Source organism: Actinoplanes sandaracinus (assembly GCF_030009775.1).
Classification (GTDB): Bacteria; Actinomycetota; Actinomycetes; order Mycobacteriales; family Micromonosporaceae; genus Actinoplanes; species Actinoplanes sandaracinus.
The window spans coordinates 63,856-83,999 of sequence record NZ_JASCTH010000002.1; the positions used below are offsets into that span (position 1 = coordinate 63,856).

The 20,144-nt window shown below is 70.8% G+C and carries 18 protein-coding genes; 3 read left to right on the forward strand and 15 right to left on the reverse strand.

Features of this window, described 5'->3' with window-relative positions; all coding sequences use genetic code 11:
- Positions 1–33: 33 nt before the first annotated feature.
- From QLQ12_RS02940 to QLQ12_RS02955, 4 genes are all read right to left on the reverse strand, one after another.
- Positions 34–1,722: a ribonuclease J gene (locus tag QLQ12_RS02940; protein WP_282756959.1), complete on the reverse strand. Its 1,689-nt coding sequence runs from the start codon at positions 1,720–1,722 to the stop codon at positions 34–36.
- A 13-nt stretch (positions 1,723–1,735) separates the two neighbouring features.
- On the reverse strand, positions 1,736–2,629 hold the full coding sequence (gene dapA / locus QLQ12_RS02945) for a 4-hydroxy-tetrahydrodipicolinate synthase (protein ID WP_282756960.1): 894 nt from the start codon (positions 2,627–2,629) through the stop codon (positions 1,736–1,738).
- Positions 2,630–2,655: 26 nt separating this feature from the next.
- Positions 2,656–3,195 (reverse strand): DUF2752 domain-containing protein, encoded by a 540-nt coding sequence (locus QLQ12_RS02950; protein WP_282756961.1) that lies wholly within the window; start codon positions 3,193–3,195, stop codon positions 2,656–2,658.
- A gap of 146 nt (positions 3,196–3,341) precedes the next feature.
- A complete protein-coding gene (locus QLQ12_RS02955; protein ID WP_282756962.1) occupies positions 3,342–4,571 on the reverse strand; it encodes a winged helix-turn-helix domain-containing protein in 1,230 nt (409 codons plus the stop codon).
- A 39-nt stretch (positions 4,572–4,610) separates the two neighbouring features.
- Between QLQ12_RS02955 and QLQ12_RS02960 the strand changes: the two genes are divergently transcribed.
- Entirely contained in the window at positions 4,611–5,186 is a 576-nt protein-coding gene (locus QLQ12_RS02960; protein ID WP_282756963.1) for a GNAT family N-acetyltransferase, read from the forward strand.
- Here QLQ12_RS02960 and dapB read toward each other — a convergent pair.
- The 5 genes from dapB to QLQ12_RS02985 all read right to left on the reverse strand — a co-directional run bounded on the left by dapB (position 5,183) and on the right by QLQ12_RS02985 (position 11,156).
- Positions 5,183–5,941, reverse strand: coding sequence for a 4-hydroxy-tetrahydrodipicolinate reductase (gene dapB, locus QLQ12_RS02965; protein WP_282756964.1), 759 nt, complete (start codon positions 5,939–5,941; stop codon positions 5,183–5,185). The two genes, QLQ12_RS02960 and dapB, sit on opposite strands and share 4 nt — an antisense overlap.
- 34 nt (positions 5,942–5,975) lie before the next feature.
- A complete protein-coding gene (locus tag QLQ12_RS02970) occupies positions 5,976–7,307 on the reverse strand; it encodes a M16 family metallopeptidase (protein WP_407651397.1) in 1,332 nt (443 codons plus the stop codon).
- Positions 7,308–9,647, reverse strand: a complete 2,340-nt coding sequence (locus QLQ12_RS02975; protein ID WP_282756965.1) for a polyribonucleotide nucleotidyltransferase — start codon at positions 9,645–9,647, stop codon at positions 7,308–7,310.
- Between the two features lie 192 nt (positions 9,648–9,839).
- Positions 9,840–10,109 (reverse strand): 30S ribosomal protein S15, encoded by a 270-nt coding sequence (gene rpsO / locus QLQ12_RS02980; protein WP_282756966.1) that lies wholly within the window; start codon positions 10,107–10,109, stop codon positions 9,840–9,842.
- A 114-nt stretch (positions 10,110–10,223) separates the two neighbouring features.
- Positions 10,224–11,156 carry a bifunctional riboflavin kinase/FAD synthetase gene (locus tag QLQ12_RS02985; RefSeq protein WP_282756967.1) on the reverse strand — a complete coding sequence of 311 codons (933 nt, stop codon included), beginning with the start codon at positions 11,154–11,156 and terminating at the stop codon, positions 10,224–10,226.
- A gap of 101 nt (positions 11,157–11,257) precedes the next feature.
- Between QLQ12_RS02985 and QLQ12_RS02990 the strand changes: the two genes are divergently transcribed.
- Entirely contained in the window at positions 11,258–13,984 is a 2,727-nt protein-coding gene (locus QLQ12_RS02990; protein ID WP_282756968.1) for a response regulator, read from the forward strand.
- A complete protein-coding gene (locus QLQ12_RS02995; RefSeq protein ID WP_282756969.1) occupies positions 13,981–14,370 on the forward strand; it encodes a response regulator in 390 nt (129 codons plus the stop codon). Before QLQ12_RS02990 ends, QLQ12_RS02995 begins: the two co-directional genes overlap by 4 nt.
- Positions 14,371–14,403: 33 nt before the next feature.
- Here QLQ12_RS02995 and truB read toward each other — a convergent pair whose 3' ends face one another.
- The 6 genes from truB to QLQ12_RS03025 form a co-directional block, all read right to left on the reverse strand.
- Positions 14,404–15,291 (reverse strand): tRNA pseudouridine(55) synthase TruB, encoded by an 888-nt coding sequence (gene truB, locus QLQ12_RS03000; RefSeq protein ID WP_282756970.1) that lies wholly within the window; start codon positions 15,289–15,291, stop codon positions 14,404–14,406.
- Between the two features lie 138 nt (positions 15,292–15,429).
- Positions 15,430–16,761 carry an MATE family efflux transporter gene (locus QLQ12_RS03005; protein WP_282756971.1) on the reverse strand — a complete coding sequence of 444 codons (1,332 nt, stop codon included), beginning with the start codon at positions 16,759–16,761 and terminating at the stop codon, positions 15,430–15,432.
- A gap of 457 nt (positions 16,762–17,218) precedes the next feature.
- On the reverse strand, positions 17,219–18,232 hold the full coding sequence (locus tag QLQ12_RS03010) for a DHH family phosphoesterase (protein ID WP_282756972.1): 1,014 nt from the start codon (positions 18,230–18,232) through the stop codon (positions 17,219–17,221).
- Positions 18,229–18,699, reverse strand: a complete 471-nt coding sequence (rbfA, locus tag QLQ12_RS03015; RefSeq protein WP_282756973.1) for a 30S ribosome-binding factor RbfA — start codon at positions 18,697–18,699, stop codon at positions 18,229–18,231. Before rbfA ends, QLQ12_RS03010 begins: the two co-directional genes overlap by 4 nt.
- 66 nt (positions 18,700–18,765) lie before the next feature.
- Positions 18,766–19,059: a DUF503 domain-containing protein gene (locus QLQ12_RS03020; RefSeq protein WP_282756974.1), complete on the reverse strand. Its 294-nt coding sequence runs from the start codon at positions 19,057–19,059 to the stop codon at positions 18,766–18,768.
- A 40-nt stretch (positions 19,060–19,099) separates the two neighbouring features.
- The gene (locus QLQ12_RS03025) at positions 19,100–20,119 is read right to left on the reverse strand and encodes a TRM11 family SAM-dependent methyltransferase (RefSeq protein WP_282756975.1); all 1,020 of its coding nucleotides are present in this window, start codon (positions 20,117–20,119) and stop codon (positions 19,100–19,102) included.
- Positions 20,120–20,144: the final 25 nt, after the last annotated feature.

A 20,144-nucleotide genomic window follows, 5' to 3' on the forward strand; every position in this document is an offset into this window, starting at 1 on the left:
ACGCAGCTCGACCGAGAATGGTTGAAAAAGACCTCAGACTTCTACGACAGTCGGCACGATCATCGGCCGGCGGCGGTAGGCGTCGTTCACCCAGCGGCCGACCGTCCGGCGGACGACCTGCTGCAACTGGTGCGGATCAGTGATCCCGTCGGCGGCCGACCGGTGCAGGGCCGCGGTGAGCAACGGGATGACCGGATTGAACGCCTCCGGGTCCTCGGAGAAGCCCTTCGCCGAGACGCTGGGCTCGCCGACCACCTTGCCGGTGACCGAGTCGATCACCACGGTGGCGGAGATAAAACCGCCGTCGCCGAGGATCCGGCGCTCGGTGAGCAGCGACTCGCTGACGTCGCCGACCGCGAGGCCGTCGACGTAGACATACCGGCTCTTGACCCGGCCGACCACGCGGGCGTGGCCCTCGACCAGGTCCACCACGTCGCCGTCCTCGCACAGCACCACCCGGTCGGGCGCCACACCGGTCTCGATGCCGAGCTGGGCGTGGGCACGCAGGTGGCGCCACTCGCCGTGCACCGGCATCAGGTTGCTGGGCCGGGTCACGTTGAGCAGGTAGCGCAGCTCGCCGGCCGGAGCGTGGCCGGAGACGTGCACCTTCGCCGTCTCCTTGTGGACCACCGTGGCGCCGGCCCGGGACAGCTGGTTGATCACCCGGTAGACCGAGGTCTCGTTGCCCGGCACCAGCGAACTGGCCAGCACCACCGTGTCGCCGGAGGCGATGGTGATGTGCCGGTGATCGCCCGTGGACATCCGCCCGAGGGCGCTCATCGGCTCGCCCTGCGAACCGGTGGACATGAAGACGATCTCGTCCTGCGGCATGCGCGCCGCCTCATCAAGGCCGACCAGCAGGCCGTCCGGGATGCGCAGCAGACCCAGCTCGCGGGCGATGCCCATGTTGCGGACCATGGAGCGGCCGATCAGGGCGACCTTGCGCTCGTGCTCCCAGGCGGCGTCCATCACCTGCTGCACGCGGTGCACGTGCGAGGCGAAACTGGCCACGATGATCCGGCCGCGCGCCTTGCCGAAGATCGAGCTGAGCACCGGTCCGATGTCGCGTTCCGGCGTGACGAAGCCCGGGACCTCGGCGTTCGTCGAGTCGGAGAGCAGCAGATCGACGCCCTCGGCGCCCAGCCGGGCGAACCCGGCCAGGTCGGTGATGCGCCCGTCCAGCGGCACCTGGTCCATCTTGAAGTCACCGGTGTGCAACACCAGACCCGCGGGGGTACGGATGGCGACGGCCAGCGCGTCCGGGATCGAGTGGTTCACCGCGAAGAACTCGCACTCGAACGGCCCGAGCCGCTCGATCCCGCCCTCACGGACGGTCAGGGTGTACGGATCCAGCCGCCGCTCCGCCAGTTTCGCCTCGACCAGGGCGAGCGTGAACTCCGACCCGACCAGAGGGATGTCCGGCTTGTGGGCCAGCAGATAGGGAACCGCGCCGATGTGGTCCTCGTGACCGTGGGTCAGCACGATCGCCTGAACGTCTTCGAGCCGGTCCAGAATCGGCGCGAAATCGGGCAGGATCAGGTCGACGCCCGGCTGCTCGACGTCGGGGAAGAGCACCCCGCAGTCGACGATCAGGATCTTCCCGTCGTACTCGAAGTACGTCATGTTGCGGCCGATGGCGCCCAGCCCGCCGAGCGGGACGACGCGCAAGGCGCCTTCCGGCAGCGGCGGCGGCGGACCCAGCTCCACGTGAGCTTGACTCATACGCCTCTTCCTGTCAGAGCACGATGCCGGCCGCGGCGGCGTCCTGGCGCAATTGGTGCAATTCTTCTTGCCCGGCGTCGACCAGCGGTGACCGGACCGGTCCCGCGGGCAGGCCGAGCGCGTTCAGGCCGGCTTTCACCAGCATGGTCCCGGGCGACCGGAAGATTCCGGTGAAAAGTGGCATCCCGGTGCGGTGGCGGGCCAGCGCGGTGGCGGTGTCACCCCGCTCGAACGCCTCGATCATCTCCCGCACGATCACACCGGTGAAGTGCGACGAGGTGCCGACCAGGCCGACCCCGCCGACGGACAGCAGAGGCAGCGTGGCGCCGTCGTCGCCCGAGTAGTAGGCCAGATCGGTCCGGGCCAGCACCTGCGAGCTGGCGATCAGGTCACCCTTGGCGTCCTTGACCGCGACGATCCGCTCGTGCTCGGCGATCCGGCACATGGTCTCGGTGGCGATCGCCGTGCCGGCCCGGTGCGGAATGTCATAAACCATGATCGGCAGCCCGGAGGCGTCGGCGACCGCGCGGAAGTGCCGCTCGACGCCCGCCTGCGGCGGCTTGCTGTAGTACGGCGTGACGACCAGCAGGCCGTGCGCCCCCGCTTTCTCGGCGGCGTGGGCCAGCTCGATGGTGTGGGCGGTGTTGTTGGTGCCCACGCCGGCAACGACCTTCGCCCTGTCCCCGACGGCCTCGATCACGGCGCGGAGCAGGGTCTCCTTCTCCGCGTCGCTGGTGGTGGGGGATTCACCGGTGGTGCCGCTGATCACGAGCGCGTCGTTGCGCTGCTCGTCGACGAGGTGGGCGGCGAGCCGGGCCGCACCCTCGAGGTCCAGGGAACCGTCCGGGGTGAACGGAGTCACCATGGCGGTCAGCAGCCGTCCGAAGGGCCGCGGGTCGTGCGTCATACCTGACAACCTATCGGACGGCCCGGTCACACGTAGAAAGCGGTGAACGGCGCCCAGGGGAGGTTACGCAGGATGCTCCACACACCCCAGACCGCCATGAATGTGATCATGGCGGCTGGACTGATCGAGAGCTCCGGCAGACGCCACCGAAAAACCTTGCGGCCGGCCCACGCCACGTAGAGATAGAGCAGGAACGGCACCGCGAAGACGAACAACAGGTGGTGCCGCGCCGCCGCCGGCAGGTCGCCGTGCAGCAGGAACCACGCGGCCCGGGTGCCACCGCAGCCCGGGCAGACGAACCCGGTCAGATATTTGAGCAGGCACGACGGCGGCTCACCGGCCGCGGCCGCGGCCGGAGCGGTGGCCATCGTGTAACCGATCGCGCCACCGGCGCACACCAGCACCGCGAACGGCGCCAGCCAGATCGGGGAACGAGTCGAGACGCGGTTGACCAGCCGGGTAAGCCGGTCGGGCTCACGGTCGGTGTGCCGGAACCACTCGGGTGGGACAGGTGGGCCCTGGATCGGCTGGTCGGCGAGCCAGGGTGGCAGCTCGGCAACGCTCATGGCCGTCACGGTACACCCGAGGGACAGCTCGGCGACGCGCTCGCAAGCGGCCTCACCGCACACCCGAGGGACAGCTCGGCGACGCGCTCGCGAGCGGCCTCACCGCACACCCGAGGGACAGCTCGGCGACGCGCTCGCGAGCGGCCTCACGGCACACCCACGGAGCAGCTCGCCAACGCGCTCGCGAGCGGGGCCGCGAAGTCGCCCCGCTCCGGGACGGCGACCGTCTGCAGGCCGAGCCAGCCGGCCAGCCGGCGCAGCTCAGCGGCGAGCGCGGTGGCGGTCTCCTCCGGGTCGGCGCCGGGCTCCAGCCAGGCCGCGGGCACCTGCAGCTCGCCCGACCGCCGATCGGCCTTCAGATCGACCCGGGCCGCGAACCGCTCACCGAGCAGGAACGGCAACACGTAGTAGCCGAACAGCCGCTGCGGTTTCGGCACGTAGATCTCGATGCGGTAGGCCATGTCGAACAGCCGCTCGGTGCGCGCCCGCTCCCAGATCAGCGGGTCGAACGGGCTGACCAGGGTGGCCGCGCCGACCCTGCGGGGCAGCCGCGCCTCGTGGTGCAGCCACGCCGATTTCCAGCCCGGGATCGTCACCGGGCGCAGCACCCCGGCCTCGGCCAGCTCGGCGACAGCCACCCGGCACGGTTGCAGCGGAAGCCGGAAATAGTCGCGCAGCTCGGCCTCGGCGGCCACCCCGAGCGCCCGGGCGGAGAGCTCCACCAGTGCCCGGATAGCGCCTTGAGGCTCCGGGGTGGGTGCCGCCAGCACGGCCGGTGGCAGCACCCGCTCGGGCAGATCGTAACGCCGGGCGAAGGACGTGGTGCGCTCGGCGGCGGTCACCTGGCCGGTGTAGAAGAGCCACTCCAGGGCCTGCTTGACGACCGACCAGTTCCACCCCCAGTGGTCGGAGTTGCGCGGCGCGTCGTGCTCGATCTCGGCCGCGGTGATCGGGCCGCGCTCACGCACCTCGTCGAGCACCCAGGCGACAAGCTCGGGCTGCTCCACGGCGATCCGCCGCATGTTGCCCCAGGCGAACTCGTGTGCCCTTGCCATCCGCCAGCGGAACAGCGGCTGCAGGTCGGCCCGGATCAGCGACGCCTCGTGGCCCCAGAACTCGAACAGCTCGCGCGGCCGGCGATAGGCGGCCCGCTCCAGCAGGCCGGCCGGATAGGGCCCGAGCCGGCTGTAGAGCGGCATGAAGTGGGCGCGCTGCAACACGTTCACCGAATCCATCTGGATCAGGTGCAGGCGGCGCAGCACTCGCCGCAGGTGGCGCAGGTCAATGACGCCACCGGGCCGGGGGTCGGTGAAGCCTTGGGCGGCCAGAGTGATCCGGCGGGCTTGGGACACGGAGAGCGATTCGGGCACGGCCACCGGGGCAGACTAGGTGACGGGTATGACAAAGTTGCCGCCATGGCACTCGGCTTCGTCCGTCCCGCCCGTCCCGAGGACGCGGCGGAGATCGCTCGTATCCAGCTCTCCACCTGGCGCACCGCGTACCGGCGGATGTTCCCGGCACACGTTCTGGAGAACCTGGACGAGGGCTACCTCGCCCGTGGCTGGACCGAGGCGATCACCGCCCCGCCGTCCGGCCGGCACCGGGTGCTGATCGCCGTGGAGCAGGGCGACAGCGCCTCACACGTGGTCGGGTTCGCCGCGTCCGGGCCGGCCGACGAACAGGCCCTGGCACCCGAGGAGAAGCCGCTGCCCGACGACGTCGCGGCCGTCACCGACCTGCTCATCGAGCCGCGCTGGGGCCGTCGCGGCCACGGCAGCCGGATGCTGGCCGCCGCGGTCGACAACTGGCGCGACGACGGCTTCCGGACCGCGGTGGCCTGGGTTTACGACGCCGACGCGGCGATGCGGAAATTTCTCGGCTCGACCGGCTGGGAGCCGGACGGGGCGAGCCGGGCCCTCGATGTGGACGACCTGCTCGTACCCCAGATCCGTCTGCACGTCGCCGTCGGCGGCGACCAGCCCGCCGGCTAGTCGAGCAGCGGGTCCAGGCCGACGGTCAGGCCCGGGCGCTTCAGCACGTTGCGGACGGCGAGCAGCACGCCCGGCATGAACGACGACCGGTCCAGCGAGTCGTGCCGGATGGTCAGCGTCTCCCCGGTGGCGCCGAACAGCACCTCCTGGTGGGCGACCAGGCCGGCGGCCCGGATCGAGTGGACCCGCACCCCGTCGACGTCGGTGCCCCGGGCGCCGGCCATCTCCTCCTTGGTGGCGTCCGGCATCGGCGGGCACTTCGCCGCGGCGCGGGCCTCGGCGATCACCTTGGCGGTGTGCATCGAGGTGCCGCTGGGCGCGTCCAGCTTGCGTGGGTGGTGCTGCTCGATGATCTCCACCGAGTCGAAGTAGCGGGCCGCGCGCGCGGCGAACTGCATCATCAGGATCGCGCCGATCCCGAAGTTCGGCGCGATCAGGATGCCGGTGCCGGGCTTGGCGGCGAGCCAGTCACCGACCTGCTCCAGCCGGTCGGAGGTGAAGCCGGAGGTGCCGACCACCACGCTGATGCCCTGCTCCACCGCCCAGCGAAGGTTGTCCATCACCACGTCGGGGTTGGTGAAGTCGACCAGCACCTGGGCACCCGCGTCGGAAGCGCTGAACAGCGGTTCGCCCTGGTCGATCATGGAGACCAGTTCGAGATCGGGGGCGGCGTCGACCGCCTTGCAGACCTCCAGGCCCATGCGGCCCCGGGCGCCGAGGACTCCGACACGGATGGTTTCGAGCACGTCAGTCACACCGCCAACCTAACCTACGGCCCGGGCGCGGCTGTTAAGCAGGCAACTCGCCGGAGTCGAACGGGCCCACCACAGCCAGCGACAACGGCTGTGCGAACAGGGCGGTCGCGACCGCGTGCACCTGGTCGGCGGTGACCGCGTCCACCTGGCCGAGCAACTCGTCGACGCCCATCAGGTCGCCGTGCAGCAGCTCCGACTTGGCCAGCCGGCTCATCCGGGACCCGGTGTCCTCCAGGCCCAGCACGTACGACCCCTTGGCCATGCCCTTGCCACGGCTCAGCTCCTCCGGCGTGATGCCGTCGGCCGCGATCCGCGACAGCTCGGCCCGGATCAGGTCGAGCACCTCACGGGCCTTGGCCGGGGCACAGCCGGCGTAGACGCCGACCAGGCCGCTGTCGGCGTACTGACCGGCGTAGGAGTACACCGAGTAGGCGAGACCGCGCTTCTCCCGGATCTCCTGGAAGAGCCGGCTCGACATGCCGCCGCCGAGCACGTTGTTGAGCACGCCCACGGCGAACCGGCGGTCGTCGTGGCGACCCAGCCCGGCGCCGCCCAGCACGATGTGCGCCTGCTCGGTGTCCCGATGGAGGACGACGTTCTGGGCCTTGCGGACCCGTACCCTCTTGTTGCCCTGCCGTGGCGGCGCCGGATCAGCGGGCCCGGTGTCCAGCGGGGTGCCCGCCAGGGCCTTGCGGACCAGCCGGACCACCGTCGCGTGGTCGAGGTTCCCGGCCGCGGCGATCACGATCTCCGGCGCCTTGTAGTGGCGCCGGTAGAACCGGTTGATCTGGTCCCGGGTCATCGGGGTGATCGACTCGGGAGTGCCGGAGATCAGCCTGCCGAGCGGGTGGTCGCCGTAGATCGCCTCGGCGAAGACGTCGTGCACCTCGTCACCGGGCTCGTCCTCGTGCATGGCGATCTCTTCGAGGATGACGCCGCGCTCGGTCTCCACGTCCGCCGGATCGAGGATCGAGTCGGCCACCGCGTCGACCAGCACGTCCACCGCGAGGGGCAGATCGGCGTCGAGCACCCGCGCGTAGTAGCAGGTGTACTCCTTGGTGGTGAACGCGTTCGTCTCACCGCCGACCGCCTCGATCTCCGCGGAGATGTCCAGGGCGGTGCGCTTGTGGGTGCCCTTGAAGAGCAGGTGCTCCAGGAAGTGTGACGCGCCGTGCAGCGCCGGGGTCTCGTCCCGGGAACCGATGCCGACCCAGATCCCCAGCGCGGCGCTGCGGGTGGTGGGGATGGCTTCGGTGACGATGCGCAGGCCGCTGGGCAGGACGGTCTTCTTCGCGCCGTCCCGCAGGGTCCGGGTAGAAACGCGGGCCGGCCTTCCGGCCGACCCGCGTTCGCTGTTCGCTGTCACTTAGTCGCGCGGGCCACGGTCGCCGGCCGGACGCGAGCGACGACGGCGAGGCTCGCCGCCACCCTCGCTGCGGGGGCCGCGGTCCTCGCGCGGAGCGCGCTCGGGACGGTCACCCTCGGAGCCCTCGGCAGCCGCGGGGGCCGCCGGGGCCTCCGCGCCTTCCGGGCGCACCTTGTCCAGGTAGATCTTGCCGCGGGCGTCGATGTCGGCGATGGACACCTCGACCTTGTCGCCGACGTTGAGGAAGTCCTCGACCTTGTCGACCCGCTTGCCGTCGCCCACCTTGGAGATGTGCAGCAGGCCGTCACGGCCCGGCAGCAGCGAGATGAAGGCGCCGAACGCGGCCGTCTTCACCACGGTGCCGAGGAACTTGTCGCCCATCTTCGGCAGCGTCGGGTTGGCGATCGCGTTGATCCGCTCGACCGCGGCCTCGGCGGCCGGGCCGTTCGTCGCGCCGACGTAGATCGTGCCGTCGTCCTCGATGGAGATGTCGGCGCCGGTCTCGTCCTGGATCGCGTTGATGGTCTGGCCCTTCGGGCCGATCACCATGCCGATCTTGTCGACCGGGATCTTCACGGTGGTGACCCGCGGGGCGTGCTCGCTCATCGCGGCCGGGCCCTCGATCGCCGCGGTCATCACCGAGAGGATCGTGGCGCGGGCCTCGTGCGCCTGCTGCAGCGCGCCGGCCAGCACGTCCGACGGGATGCCGTCGAGCTTGGTGTCGAGCTGCAGGGCGGTGACGAACTCGGCCGTGCCGGCGACCTTGAAGTCCATGTCACCGAACGCGTCCTCGGCGCCCAGGATGTCGGTCAGCGCGATGTACTGCGTCTTGCCGTCGACCTCGTCGGAGATGAGGCCCATGGCGATGCCCGCGACCGGGGCCTTCAGCGGCACACCGGCGGAGAGCAGGGCCAGCGTCGAGGAGCAGACCGAGCCCATGCTCGTCGAGCCGTTCGAGCTGAGAGCCTCGGAGACCTGACGGATCGCGTAGGGGAACTCCTCACGCGACGGCAGAACCGGCACCAGGGCCCGCTCGGCCAGCGCACCGTGGCCGATCTCGCGGCGCTTCGGCGAACCCACCCGGCCGGTCTCACCGGTCGAGTACGGCGGGAAGTTGTAGTTGTGCATGTAGCGCTTGGTCTTCTCGGGAGCGAGAGTGTCCAGCGACTGCTCGAGACGCAGCATGTTCAGGGTGGTGACGCCCAGGATCTGGGTCTCGCCACGCTCGAACAGCGCCGAGCCGTGCACGCGCGGCAGCACGCCGACCTCGGCGGTCAGCGAACGGATGTCGCGGGGGCCGCGGCCGTCGATGCGGATCTGCTCGCGCAGCACCCGCTGGCGGACCTCGGACTTGGTGACCGAGCGGAACGCCGCGCTGATCTCCTTCTCCCGGCCCTCGAACCGCTCGTCGAGCAGCTCGTGCGCCTTCGCCTTGACCAGGTCGAGGGCTTCCTCGCGCTCCTGCTTGCCGGCGATCTTCAGCGCCTCGGCGGTCTCCTCGCGGATCGCCTCCGTGACGGCCGAGTAGACGTCGTCCTGGTAGTCCAGGAAGACCGGGAACTCGGCGACCGGCTTGGCGGCGACCGCGGCCAGCTCGCTCTGCGCCCGGCACAGCTCGCGGATCGCGGGCTTGGCGGCTTCCAGACCGCTGGCCACGACCTCCTCGGTCGGGGCGGCGGCGCCGGCCGAGATGAGCTTGATCGCGTGCGGGGTGGCCTCGGCCTCGACCATCATGATCGCGACGTCGCCGTCGGCCAGGACACGGCCGGCCACGACCATGTCGAAGGTGGCCCGCTCGAGCTCCTCGAGGGTCGGGAACGCGACCCACTGACCCTCGACGTGCGCGACGCGGGTCGAGCCGACCGGGCCGCTGAACGGCAGGCCGGAGAGCTTGGTGGACATCGAGGCCGCGTTCATGGCGACGACGTCGTACGGGTGCTGCGGGTCGAGCGCGAGGATGGTCTCGACGACCTGGACCTCGTTGCGCAGGCCCTTGGTGAACGACGGGCGCAGCGGCCGGTCGATCAGGCGGCAGGTGAGGATGGCGTCCTCGCTGGGACGGCCCTCACGCCGGAAGAACGAGCCGGGGATGCGGCCCGCGGCGTACATCCGCTCCTCGACGTCGACGGTCAGCGGGAAGAAGTCGAAGTGGTCCTTCGGCTGCTTGCCGGCGGTCGTCGCGGAGAGGACGGTGGTGTCGCCCAGCTGGACGATCACGGAGCCGGCGGCCTGCTGCGCGAGGCGGCCGGTGGAGAAGACGATCTCCCGGGTGCCGAACGATCCGTTGTCGATGACGGCGGTGCGGGTTTCGTTGCCGAGAGCGTTGTTCTGCTCTGTCATGAAGTGCGGTACTCCTTCGTCGAGGACCCGGCGGTCAACAGCGCGGTTCAGTCGAGCCGGTCTTCGATCGAAGTGCCCAGGAGGATGCCTGGGAACCACTACCGAGGACCGGTGCTGACGGGTGTGATCCGCGCGGGTCCGTGGGGTGTCAGTGGTGCTTCCTGGGGGAGCTCACACTCCCCCAGGATCAAACTATCGGCGCAGGCCGAGGCGCTCGATGAGCGTCCGGTAGCGGGCGATGTCCTTCTTCTGAACGTAGTTCAGCAGGCGGCGGCGCTGACCGACGAGCAGCAGCAGACCACGACGGCTGTGGTGGTCGTGCTTGTGCATCTTGAGGTGCTCGGTCAGGTCGGCGATCCGCTTGGTCAGCATCGCGACCTGAACCTCGGGCGAACCGGTGTCGCCGTCCTTGGTCGCGTACTCGCCCATGATCTTGTTCTTGGTCTCTTGATCGAGCGCCATGTTCTCCGAAATTCTGTGTTGCCGATTTCACGGTTACCCCGCGACCCGCGGCGTCGGGCAGGCAGGCGGGACCGGTGTCGGATATTCCAACGACTATTCCACCCTACCAGGGGGTCAACCGAGCAACACCCGGGTCTCTTCGACGTCGGCCCGGATCTGTGCCACCAACGGCTCGATGGCGTCGTATTTACGCTGCTCACGGAGGTGGGCGACGAAGTCGAGGCTCAGCCGCTCGCCATAGAGGTCACCGGAGAAATCGAGGACGTAAGCCTCCACTCGGCGCTCCCGGCCGGAGAATGTGGGATTGGTGCCGATCGAAACACTCGCGGCGAACCGCTCGCCGTTCTCACCGCCCCGAGTGAGCCAGGCCGCATAGATCCCGTCGGCCGGCACCGCGGCATAGCGATGCGTCATCAGGTTGGCGGTTGGGAAGCCCAGCTCGCGACCGCGCTGGTCACCGCGGACCACCACACCGGTCAGGCGGTGCGGGCGGCCGAGCGCGGCCGCCGCGGCCCGCACGTCCCCCGCATCGACACAACTGCGGATGTACGTCGAGGAGAACACCAGTCCGTCGGAGGACACGAGCGGGGCGTCCTCCACGGTGAACCCGAACGTCCGCCCGAGCGACTCGAGCAGTTCCACGTCACCGGCGGCCCGGTGCCCGAAACGGAAGTTGTCGCCGACCACCACGGCCGCGGTGTGCAGCGACTCGACCAGCACGTCGTGAACGAACTCGTTCGGCGTCAGCTGCGAGAACGCCGGAGTGAACGGCACCACGCAGAGCGCGTCGACGCCGAGCGCCTCGATCAGCGCGGCCTTGCGGACCGGCTCGGTGAGCACGGCCGGGTGCGAGCCGGGGCGGACCACCTCGGCCGGGTGCGGGTCGAAGGTCATCACCACCGACTGCAGGCCGAGGTCATGGGCACGCTTCACCGCGTGCCCGATGATCGCCTGGTGGCCACGGTGCACCCCGTCGAAGACACCGATCGTCACGACCGACCGGCCCCACCCGGACGGAACCGCCTCGAACCCCCGCCACCGCTGCATCGAACGCTCCTCCGCCGAGATTGCCCGCCCTAGCGTATCGATCGTTCACCTGAGCGGTATCAGCCCTCCATTGCGTCGGCCTGGCTACGATAAATGCTGATATGAGCGTCGAGTGGACCCGCCTCGTACTGCTCGCTGCGGAGGTCACCTTCGCGGTGCTCTTCCTTCGCGCGCTACTCGGTTACCTGCGGCGCCGGGATCCGTTACGCCGCGACGTCACACTGCTCTTCGCCCCGTTCATGCTGGTGTTCTGCGTCGATGTGGCCCGCCTGGCCGGTGGCGCCGTGCCGGGCTGGGCCGGGGCGGTGAGCGCGATGGCCCTGCTCCTCCAGCCCTATCTCACGCTGCGCCTGGCCGGTCGGCTGCGGACGGTGCCCCGCGTGATCAGCCGGGGGACGCTCATCGGGTACGCCGCGGTGATGACGCCGGTGTTGCTGATCCAGCCGCTGCCGGACCCCGCCCGGGCCGCGTCGGTGCTCTACTTCAGCACCGTCGAGGTGATCGCGGCGATCCTGATCTTCGGCGAGGCGCGCGGACGGACCGGCGCCAACCGGGCTCGGCTGATGATCGCGGCCGGTGCCACCCTCACCTGCGGCCTGATGATGGTGCTGCGGGTAAGCAGCGCCGCGAACCCGCCGCTGCGGGCCGTCAGCCTGGTCCTCGCCCTGGTCAGCGGCCTCGGCTACCTCATCTCCTTCCAGCCGCCACGATGGCTGCGACGGCTGTTCTCGGCCACCGCCGCCCAGTCCGTCACCGAACGGCTGCTGCGCGCCCCGGCCGGATCGCCGGAGCAGGTCTGGCAGACGTACGCCGAGATCATGCGCGCGCAGACCGGCGCCGACGCGGTGGCGGTGCTGCTGCACACGGAGAACGGCGCGCTCGCCCGGATCGCGTACTCCGGCCCGGGACTGCCCGCCACCGGCGAACCGATCGACGCCGACCTGAGTCCTCTGGCCCGCCGCGACGTCCCCATCCGGCTCCGGGAGGGCGGGCGCGGCCTGGTCGAGCACTTCGGCGAAGGGCTGGCCGAGGACTTCGTCCGGGTGCTGCGGATGCGGGTGCCACCCGACGTCGAGGGCGCGGTGCTGCTGTTCAACCGGCACCGCAACCTGTTCAGCGAGGACGACCTGCGGCTGCTCGCCGACCTCGGCGGGCAGGCCGGGGTGCTCGCCGAGCGGCTGGCGATCACGGCGGAGCTCAGCGCGTCGGTGGCGGCGCTCACCCGGGCCAGCCAGGCGAAGAGCGAGTTCCTGGCGAACATGAGCCACGAGTTGCGTACCCCGCTGAACGCGATCATCGGGTTCAGCGACCTGATGCGGCTCGAAGAGCCGGAGGGTGACCGCCGCCGGGTGCCCGCCGAGTGGGTGGACCACATCCACGGCAGTGGCCGCCATCTGCTCGGCCTGATCAACGACATCCTCGACCTGACCAAGGTCGAATCCGGGCGGATGGAGCTGCAACTCGCCCCGGTGCGGGTCGACACCGCGATCGAGGACCTCCTCACCACGCTGGCCCCGCTCTTCACCGGCAAACGGCTCGCCGTCCGCGCCGACCTGGCCCCGGTCACCGCGCACGCCGACCGCCTGCGGTTCCGCCAGATCGTCGAGAACCTGCTGTCCAATGCGGTCAAGTTCACCCCCGAGGGCGGCAGCGTCTCCGTCACCGCCCGAGCCGCCGGCGACCGGGTCCGGGTCGTCGTCACCGACACCGGAGTCGGCATCACCACCGACGACCTGGAACGTGTCTTCGAAGAGTTCCAGCAGGTCGGCGACCCGGAAAGGCGGCACTCCGGCACCGGCCTCGGCCTGGCCCTGACCCGCCGGCTGGTCGCCGCCCACCAAGGGGAGATCAGTCTCACCTCGGAGCCCGGCAAGGGCAGCGCGTTCACCGTCGACCTGCCGGCCGCCTCGATCGCCGCCTCGTCGGCCCACCCGGGCGCCGGGCCGTACATCCTGCTCATCGAGGACGATCCGCACTCCGCCGAGCTGATGCGCACCCAACTCGGGAACTCCGGGTACCGGGTCGAGGTGGCCGGGACCGGCGAGAGCGGCCTGGCGCTGGCCCGTGAGCACCGGCCGGACGCGGTCGTGCTGGACGTGACCCTGCCCGGCATCGACGGCTGGGAGGTGCTGCGCCGGTTCAAGACCGATCACCGGCTGACCGGCATCCCGGTCTTCGTCGCCAGCATCCTGGACGAGGCGCCGGCCGGGATCGCCCTCGGCGCGCACGACTGGTTCGTCAAGCCGGTCGACCAGCCTTCGCTGGTGAGCGCCCTGGCCAACGCCATCGCCACCCGGCCCACGCCGCGGGTGCTGGTGGTGGACCACGACGACGACGTCCGCCGGGCCATCGAGGACGGGCTGCGGACCGGCGGCGCCGACGTGGTGACCTGCGCCGACGCCCGCGACGGGCTGGCGCGCAGCCGCAGCGAGGACTTCGACCTCATCGTCTGCGACATCCAGTCGCCCGGGGACGACGGGTTCAGCCTACTCGCGGCCATCGAACAGGACCCGTCCGGGCGGCACACGCCGGTGCTCGGGCTGAGCGCGGCGGCCCTCGCCGCCGGGGAGGCGGGCCCGCTCATCGCCACGGCGCTGGCCGACGGCGCCACCGCCCGGTTCTTCACGCCGCAGGGTCCGGACGCCCAGCCTCCGACCGCACCGGACCCGGCCGTCCAGCCCCCCACCTCGCCGGACCCGGCCGTCCAGCCCCCCACCTCGCCGGACCCGGGCGTCCGGCCCTTCTCTCCGCGGGAGCCGGCCGTCGTCGTCCGGCTCCGCAGCCCGGTACCGCCGTCCGACTACCCAGCCCGGAGGACCGACTCGTGAGTGAACCGCACCGCATCCTCCTCGTGGAGGACGAGGAACTGAACCGGATGCTGGTCAAGGCCGTCCTGGCCCGGGCCTCCGTCGCCGCCGTCCGGGACGCCGAACTGGTCGACGCCGCGACCCTGGCCGTCGCCCGCGAACGCCTCGCGAACAGCGAGTTCGACCTCATCCTGCTCGACCTCAACCTGCCGGACGGCAACGGCCTCACGCTGGCCCGCGAACTCGCCGCCCGCGGTGGCCCGAGACCGCCGGTGGTCGCGGTCACGGCCAGCGTCCTCCCGCAGGATCAGAAAGCGGCTCTCGAAGCCGGCTGCGACGACTTCCTCGACAAGCCGTACGCCGCCGCCGATCTGGTCGCCACCATCGCCCGACATCTCCCGTCCTGAGGCGCCGGGCGCCTCCGGACGGGGCGGCCCGAATTAGGCCGGGGCCAGCACGATCTCCGCGCGGGCGCGACCCTCACGCTCGCTGACGATGGCGAGGACGTCACCGGACGGATCGAAGACGGCGTACGGCCCGTCGATGCCGACCGGAGCCAGCGGACCGCCGTGCCGGAGGACCTTGGTCTCGTCCTCGGTGGCGATACGCTGCGGAAACGACCGCCGGGCCGCCTCGGCGAGGGGGAGCCCGATCACGTCGGGGGCGCGTTCCTCCAGCTCGGCGAGGGTGGACGCGGCGTCGAGGGTTATTCCCCCGACGGCGGTCCGGCGCAGTGCCGTGAGATGGCCTCCGACACCGAGCGCGGCGCCGAGATCGCGGGCGATGGCCCGGATGTAGGTGCCCGACGAGCAGCTCACGTCGATGTCCACATCGATCACGTCGCGGTCCGCGGGGCGTCGGATGGCGAGGACGTCGAGGCGGTGGATCGTGACGCGGCGGGCCGGGATCTCCACGGTCTCGCCCTCGCGGACCCGCTTGTACGCCCGCTCACCGTTGATCTTGATGGCGCTGACCGCGCTGGGCACCTGGTCGATCTCCCCGGTCTGGACGGCCAGACCGGCCCGGATCGCCTCGTCGGTCACGTGGCCGGCCGGGGCGGTCGCGGTCACGTCGCCCTCGGCGTCATCGGTGACCGTCGCCTCGCCGAGCCGGATCGTCGCGGCGTAGCTCTTCCCCGAACCGATCACATAGGTCAGCAGGCGGGTGGCCCGGTTCACCCCGATGATCAGGACACCGGTCGCCATCGGGTCCAGCGTCCCCCCGTGCCCGACCCGCCGGGTCTTCGCCAGCCGCCGGATCCGGGCGACGACGTCGTGCGACGTCATCCCGGCCGGTTTGTCCACCACGATCAGTCCGTCCGTGTTCACGCACCCACCCTATTTCCCTCGCGCCGCCGCCCGACCCGCAGTGCCGCCGAGACAACTCTGGGCGCTGGTCAACGCTGTGTCAGGCTCGCTGACACAGCGCCGGCCGCCCTGGGGACAGGGCAGCACGGAGGCCCGGGGTCAGCGGGTGGCGCCGGTGACCAGCCAGCGCGGAGACCGCCAGCGCCACACCAGACCGGCGAAACGGGCCGCGGTGAACAGGCCGAGCCCGGCCCAGACGCCGCCGAGACCCAGGTCGAAGGCGTAGGCCAGCCAGATCGCGGGCAGGAAGCCGAGAAGCGCCGACAGCACCGTGAGCGTCCGGAGGAACGCCACGTCACCGGCGCCGATGAAGACCCCGTCGAGGGCGTAGACGATGCCGGCGAACGGCAGCAGGCCGACGAACCACGGCCAGACGGCCGCCGCCTGCGCGTGCACCGAGGGGTCGGGGGTGAACCAGCCGGGAACCACCGAGGAGCCGGCCGCCGCCAGCGCCGCGAAGGCCACCGCGGCCACGCCTCCGGCCAGGGTGACCCGGCGGGCCACGTCGCGGGCCTCGTCGGCGTCACCGGCGCCGAGGGCCGCTCCGACCAGGGACTGCGCGGCGATCGCCACCGCGTCGAGAGCGAGGGCGGCGAAGAACCAGAGTTGGAGGGCGATCTGGTGAGCGCCGACCGCGGCGACCCCGAAGCGGGCCGCGACGGCGGTCGCCGAGAGGAAGCACACCTGGAAGGCGGCGCCACGGATCAGCAGGTCCCGGCCGAGCACCACCTGCCGCGCGATGATCGACGGAACCGGGCGCAGCGCCCGGGTCTCCCGGATCAGCATGGCCAGGAAGAGCACACCACCCAGGGTCTGCGCGGTGACGTTGGCGATCGCGGAGCCGGTCAGGCCGAGCCCGGCCGGATAGACCAGCACCGGGCAGAGCACCGCGGAGAGCACATTGGCGCCGAGCACGATCCACAGTGGGCGGCGGGTGTCCTGGACACCGCGCATCCAGCCGTTGCCGGCGGCGGCGAGCAGCAGGCCGGGAGCGCCCAGAGCGGCGATTCGCAACCAGTCGGCGGCCGCGGCCGCGGTCCGCGGATCGCCGGCCAGCAGGCCGGCGAACGGTTCCGCGGCGACCACACCGAGCAGCGCGAGGATCAGGCCGACGCCGAGCGCGAGCCAGGAGGCCTGAACACCTTCGGCCACCGCGGCGGGCCGGTCACCGGCGCCGAAGCGGCGGGCGGCACGGCCGGTCGTGCCGTACGCCATGAGCGTGCCGAACCACACGGCCAGCGACATGACCGTCCCGCCGATCGCGACGGCGGCCAGCGGGACCGGGCCGAGGTGACCGACCACGGCCGTGTCCACCAGGACGTAGAGCGGCTCGGCGGCCAGCACCACGAGCGCGGGCAGGGCCAGGCCGGCGATCCGGCGGGCGGTCGCGGTGTGCTGTTGCTGGGCGGACGCATCGGCAGGCGGGCTCATGGAATCCCATGATGCCCGCCTGCGGGTAAGGGCCGCAACGCGACCCTGCACTTACACTTACTGGCGCGTGTCCATCGACATCTGCAGAGCGCGGCGCGCCTGCTCGGCGGAGTCGTCAGCGGGCTTCGGCTTCGGCTTGGCAGCCATGATGAGGGAATCCTTCCGGTGGCACGGGCACGCCTCGGCACGAGGCGCCCAGGATCGGTCGAGCGGGGCGTCACCAGCCGGCCCGGGATCGCCGGGTCCTCTGACACGGGTGACGCGTGCCCGGGCCGGTGGACCCGGGTGGCTCGAGGTCTCGCGGTGGGCGTCGGTGGCAGCCGCGCGGAACCAAATCACCGTTCAGGCCCAAACTAACGTTCACTCACGGCCCGGCGGGCCGTGATCCCGGGATCCGGGACAGAAAAAGCGGAGGCCACCGGATCAGGTGACCCCCGTTACGCAGGGAGAACATCGGTCAGTTCAGATGTTCGTCGAGCAGCCGGCGCACCGTGTCCACCACGTCGGAGGCCTCCCCGAACCCGGTGAAGCCGGCCGCCAGACGGTGGCCGCCGCCACCCTGGGAGACCGCGACGGCGCTCACGTCGACGGCGCCCTTGCTGCGCAGCGACACCGACCACTCGCCGGCCGCCATCTCCTTCACCACCACGGACACGTCCGCCTCGGCGACCGAGCGCACCGGGTCGATCAGGGTGTCCAGCACGTACGGCGGCTGCGCGTGCCGCTCCAGGTCGGCCAGGGTGGCGTAGGTCCACACCATGCCCCGCCCACCGGCCGCGGACGGCTCCAGCACCGCGCGGCCGATCACCTCGCCGGTCAGCTTCATCGCCCCGAACGGGCGGCTGTCGAAAGTGCGCCGGGAGATCTCCCCCGGCCGGATCCCGGTGGCGATCAGCCGCGCCGCCAGCTCGTGAACCGACACTCCCGTCATGTCGAACTTGAACGAGCCGGTGTCGGTCGCCAGAGCGACGTAGAGGCACTCCGCGATCTCCGCGTCCAGCGGCACCCCGAGACGGCTGAGCAGACCCTCGGCGACGACCGAGGTCGCCGCGGCCTCCGGGTCGACCAGTTGCACCCCGCCGAACCCGGTGTTCGACGCGTGGTGGTCCAGCACCACAGCGGCCGGGGCGGCCGCGAGCCGGCCGGCGAGCGCGCCGAGGCGCGACTCGCTCGCCACATCGAAGATCAGGACCAGGCGGGGCTCGGCGAAGGCCTCCGACTCCGGCACCAAAAGATCTGAGCCGGGCAGTGATTGGTACGGCACAGGCACCACGAAATCACCGGGGAAGGTCGCCCTCAATCGGGTGAACCCCAGGCGCCGCAGACCGAGCCCGAAACCGAGCATGCTGCCGAGCGCGTCCCCGTCGGGGTTGACGTGGCAGATCAGCTGGATCTCGTCATCGGATCCGGCCGAGCGGACCGCCGCGACGGCGGCGGCCCACTGGTCGGCGGAGGGCCCGGACAGGGTCACCCGTTGTCCTCGCGGGCGCCCACCCGCTCGGACTCCTCATCCTCCGACTCGTCGTCCTCGCTCTTGTACGGGTCGGGGTCACCGGCGTACTGCGCGCCGACCGCGATCCGCTGGACCTCCTCGTCCCGGTGCCGCGCCGCGGCCAGGAGGTCGTCGATCTCCTTGACGTGGGTCTGCACGTTGTCCAGCACGAATGCCAGGCTCGGCGAGTGCCGCAGGGCCAGCGCGTGGCCGACCCGGCTGCGCAGCATGCCTTTCGCGCTCTCCAGAGCCGCCGCCGTGGACGCCTGCTCGGTCACGTCACCCAGAACCGTGTAGAAGACCGTCGCCTCGCGCAGGTCGCCGGTGATCCGGGCGTCCGTGATCGTCACCATGCCGAGGCGGGGGTCCTTGATCTCCCGCACCAGCCTGGCCACCAGCTCCTTGATCCGCTCCGCGTGCCGGCGCGTCTTGGCTGGATCAGACATATCGCCCACCTCCGTGTATCTCGCGGGCCGAACCACTCCCGCCCAACTGGTGAAGCGTACCCAGCGTCAATCCTCGTCGCCGTACAGCCGTCGCTTGACCGAGAGCAGCTCGATCTCGGGGCGGCCGGCCACCTGGTTCTCGCAGGTGTCGACGACGGCACGAGCCTGGGCCGGGTCTCCTGCCACCACGGCTACCCCGATCTGGGCGCGGCCATGCAGGTCGTGAAAGCCCACCTCGGCGACGCTGACCTCAAACTTCTTCAGCATCGCGATGATCGGCCGGAGATAGGAACGCTTCTGCTTCAGCGATTGCGAGTCACCCGGCAGGAGCAGGTCGAAGACTGCGGTTTCGGTATACATCAGCGAGCAGGCTACGCCCGGAGCAGCCCTCGGAGCAGCCCTATTTCCGTGCCACCAGCACGTCACGCTCGATGCCCTGGTCCACCCGGTGACTCATCGACTGGTACTCGATCAGCTTCAGTCCGTGCGCGAGCAGGATGTCCTCGGCCAGTTCCCGCTTCGCGACCTTGGTGTTCCAGGACAGGCCGATCGCGCCACCCGGCCGCAGCAGTGGCAACCACTGCGGGAGGGCCCGCTCCAGCAGGTCCAGCGGCTTGCGGGAGATGCCGCCCTCGTCGTCGTAACTGCCGTGTGCCACCCCATAGGGCAGGTCGGCGACCAGCACGTCGGCGACGTGCCCCTTCGACAGGCCCTCCAGCTGGGTCGTGTCGGCCTGCAGCACGGTCACCTTCTGCACCTCGCCGGCCTTGTGATCGTCCTTGCTGGCGGCCATGGTCACCTCCAGCCGGCGGGCGGCACGGCGCCCCTGCCGGCGCACCGGCACCAGGTCGGCAGAGTGCTTGAGCCGCTTGCGCTTGAGCCACGTCTGCAGGAACAACTTGTAGGCCTCGACGTCCTTGCCGTCGATCTCGATACCGATGCCGTCGTAGCCGTACATCAGGGCCTGGTTGAGCGTGGTGCCGCGGCCGCAGAGCGGGTCGAGGACGGTCAGGTGGCCGTCGAGCATCTTCCGGGCGGAGGCGGAGGCGAGCAGGGTGAGGTTCAGCACCAGCTTGGTGAACTGCTCGTTCGTCTTGCCCGCGTATTTCGGGATGGTGATCAGGTCGCTGTCGTACCGGGCCAGCGGGGTCAACTCGATCGGGCGGAGCAGCTCCTCCTCCACTCGCTCGAAGAGCGCATAGGCGGAGGAGAGATTCGAGAGGTACGCCACGTCGCGCTCGCCGAGGTCACCGGTGAACGTCAGGTACTCGACACCGCCGAGCACGGTGACCCCGATGTCGTCCAGGTCGGACGCGAGCACCGGGCCGAACGCGGCCAGCTCCGCCTGGGAGATGCGGGATGCCTGATCGGCGTAGACGCGGTTGGCGGACGGGGCGAGGAGCATGGCGTACCGGGACATGTTGTCATCCTCCCAGCCACCGTGA